Source organism: Synechococcales cyanobacterium T60_A2020_003, assembly GCA_015272205.1.
In the GTDB taxonomy this organism is placed as follows: Bacteria; Cyanobacteriota; Cyanobacteriia; order RECH01; family RECH01; genus JACYMB01.
The window spans coordinates 1-3,122 of record JACYMB010000380.1 but is presented as its reverse complement, the minus strand read 5'-3'; the positions used below and the strand labels follow the sequence as shown (position 1 = coordinate 3,122).

4 protein-coding genes are annotated in these 3,122 nt (G+C 53.3%); 2 read left to right on the top strand and 2 right to left on the bottom strand.

What is annotated here, in order from left to right:
* Window positions 1-419 precede the first annotated feature (419 nt).
* Window positions 420-635: a hypothetical protein gene (locus IGR76_18240; protein MBF2080397.1), complete on the top strand. Its 216-nt coding sequence runs from the start codon at window positions 420-422 to the stop codon at window positions 633-635.
* A gap of 16 nt (window positions 636-651) precedes the next feature.
* Here IGR76_18240 and IGR76_18235 read toward each other — a convergent pair whose 3' ends face one another.
* Complete coding sequence (locus IGR76_18235) at window positions 652-1,143, bottom strand: redox protein (GenBank protein MBF2080396.1); 492 nt, start codon at window positions 1,141-1,143, stop codon at window positions 652-654.
* Between the two features lie 359 nt (window positions 1,144-1,502).
* Between IGR76_18235 and IGR76_18230 the strand changes: the two genes are divergently transcribed.
* Window positions 1,503-2,378, top strand: a complete 876-nt coding sequence (locus tag IGR76_18230) for a LysR family transcriptional regulator (GenBank protein ID MBF2080395.1) — start codon at window positions 1,503-1,505, stop codon at window positions 2,376-2,378.
* Between the two features lie 28 nt (window positions 2,379-2,406).
* Here IGR76_18230 and def read toward each other — a convergent pair whose 3' ends face one another.
* Entirely contained in the window at window positions 2,407-2,934 is a 528-nt protein-coding gene (gene def / locus IGR76_18225) for a peptide deformylase (protein ID MBF2080394.1), read from the bottom strand.
* Window positions 2,935-3,122 lie beyond the last annotated feature (188 nt).

Sequence of the window (3,122 nt, the reverse complement as noted above, 5' to 3'; positions counted from 1 at the left end):
CTCGATTGCCCTCGACCACCATTTGCGTCCTGAGGCTTAACCCGAACTGACGTTACCTATGGATATGGCACCGCCGCTCGCGAACAATCTCTATCCGGCTGCTGGATTTATCTGACTCTGCCATTTTTGACCAAATTCAAGCTCTGCGGGATATGCCGTCGAGTGGCTATGCGCTCTTTGCAACGGAGAATCTGAGGGAGGCGCTGCAAGGAATATTTGGCCGAACCCAGGGCAGTGGAGCGATCGCGCAGCGTCTCTGAAAGAGAATCGCCCCAGAACCCATCTCCTACCGCGATCCTTTTGGTACGGCAGCGGCGCGATACGATGAGTTGCCGCGGGAATGGAGCTTCCTTCTCGCCACGAACGAGCTACCGATGACGGGGCAACAGTATGAGGCTTGAAAAGGGCAAGCGGAGGCGTTGGCGGAAGCACTGCACCAGTTGGCCGATCATCCCTCTGCCCAGAATTTGCGCCATGCCCAGCAACAACTGGATCAATTCCAGGTTGCCTTTGACGACTGGATGCAGCTTCAGCGCTGGAGTCAGGAGTACCGCTTTACAACCTGGGAAAATCGCCTGCTGGTTTTAGAGAAACTGCTGAAGTATGGCGATCGCCGTGACTTAGCGCAGGGATAACCGGAACCGCCTAAATCTATGCCGCCTGTGGCCAGAGGCGATCGTTGGTGTACACCTTCGGACGGGGTGCTGCTTCCGAAGTTGCCCAAAGCAGCCGGGGAATCTCAGCGCTGTTGTAGACTCGAAATTCGCTTTCCACGGTCGCCTCGGCAGAGCGCACCGCCTGATTCAACACCAGCGATCCCTCTGGATCAGACACCGAGCGGTGGAACGTTCCAGGGGGAATCCGCAGAATATCGCCATTGGCTTCCAATCTCACAATGTGGAATGGATGCTCCCAGGCAAAGTTAACCAGATAAAACGTCCGTCCGCCCGTCAATGCCAGCAAATTATCTTCTTGATGGGGGTGGAGATAAAACTGCCAGTAGCCCTGGGGATCGTTGTTGGGACTTACCGCAGGGCCTTCGTGAAACACAAGGTCGCGGGCGTTGGAATTGGGGATTGTGACATCAAAAAAGCGAACACTGGGGGTGTCACGAAACTTGTGATAGGGTATCAGCTCAAACATGGCGCTTTTGTCCTCAGTGGTAGAGTCTAAGTAAGTCGTGGTCTACGAAAGAGGGATTTGGGTGAATGCGTTCACACATCAACCTTTATCCTCGTTTCATCGCCATAACGACAGCGTTCGTGGCTGGTGAAAAGAACGTACATGATGCAGGGAGAGGTGCTGAATTGGCTAAAACTCGTCAGAGGATGATCCATCTGCTAACCTGCCAGTCCAACCTGCATCCCGTCGTCCATTACAAATCGTGAATACTAAACCAAGAAGCACTCTCGTATCCTGTTCACCCAAGTTAACGAGCATTCACCCTAGGATCAAAACCGCTTGCGGGTAGTATCTATGCAGAAAGCGAATAGATAGCGCGTATGAACATTTCCCACCTCCAGGTTTTGTTGGCGATCGCAGACCACGGCAGCTTTTCCACCGCCGCTCTCAAGCTAGATACTTCCCAGTCCGCCGTCAGTCGGGCGATCGCCACCCTGGAAGATGAACTCGGCGTTCCGCTCCTGATCCGGGGACGATTTGGGGCAAGGCTAACTCCGGTGGGTGAACGAGTTGCCGATTACGCCCGCCAAATCTTGCACCTGCGCGACTGCATTGATACCGAAATTAATTTGCTCAAAGGGCTTCAGGGCGGACGGCTGAGAATTGCTTCCTTTCGCAGCGCGGCTACCCACCTCCTGCCCCCCATGATCGCTCGGTTTCGGCAACGCTTTCCCGATGTTGATGTTTCCCTAGCCGAACTAGAACCCGTCGGCGTCGAGCAAGCATTACGGGAAGGACTAGTCGATATTGGTCTAGTGCCCCTGCCCCGTGCCGAGGAGTTTGACACGTGGGAAATTGCCAAAGATGAGTACGTTGTGCTGATTCCCAAAGCCGAAACACCAATCCCGGACACACTGACCTGGGAGGAGCTTTCTCGACACTCCTTCATTCTCTACAACTACGCCGAATGTACCTCAGCGGTGCGCAACCACTGGGCCAAATGGGGACAAACCCTAAAAGTTGCCTACGAGATCAAAGAAGATTCCACAATCGTTAGCATGGTTGCCCAGGGTTTAGGAGCCGCTATCCTTCCGCGCCTTGCTGCTTTGCCCATTCCAGACACCGTAGAGGTGCGATCGCTCCCCATCCCGCTAGAACGACAAATTGGAGCAGCCGTCTTAGCTAGCGCGCTCCATCCGCCAACAGTTTTTGTGTTTCTCGATCTTCTGAAAGGACAGGGTATTTTCGCTCGCTAGCCGCGCAAACGTATCCAGCCTTACGAGGCTAAACGCGAACAACTTGCTTCAAGTATTCCTGTTCGGCCATCATGTCTTGCACATCTTCGACGTGATCGAGAAACACTATGCCGTTCAGATGGTCGAATTCGTGTTGGAAGATCCGAGCGACAAAATCAGTCAGCACCGTGCGATGAATCCGATCATCCAATCCGGTGTACTCCACTTCAATTTCCTTGTAGCGTGGAACTAACCCCCGAATTCCCGGCACACTCAGACAACCTTCCCAATCCTTCACGATTGCGTCGGAATGATCGATTAAGCGTGGATTGATCATCACCGTCGGTTCCATTTGGGGCGCATGGGGATACCGCGCATTCGGATGAGAGGCAACAACCAAGATACGATAGGGCTGTCCCACCTGCGGCGCAGCAATACCAACCCCCCTCGACTCGACTAGAGTAGCTAACATCTTTTGAGCGAGAGGCTTGACCCATTCGTCTTGAATATTGGAAACAGGTTGAGCAATTTGACGCAGGACTGGATTGCCGAGTTGCACAATTTCAAGGGGTTTCATGCGGCTTATCCTCTCAAGTTCGATGATCCCTAACGCTGATTTCATTATACTCAAATCCGGCGATCGCCATTTGTGAGCGGGGATGTCTGCTAGGGCAAACGCATAAAAATAGGGCATAGGCTGAAGGCAGTAGAGCAGTTGCTGAGGAAACTACGATGAGCCAGCCCAACGATGGGAGCATTCTGACT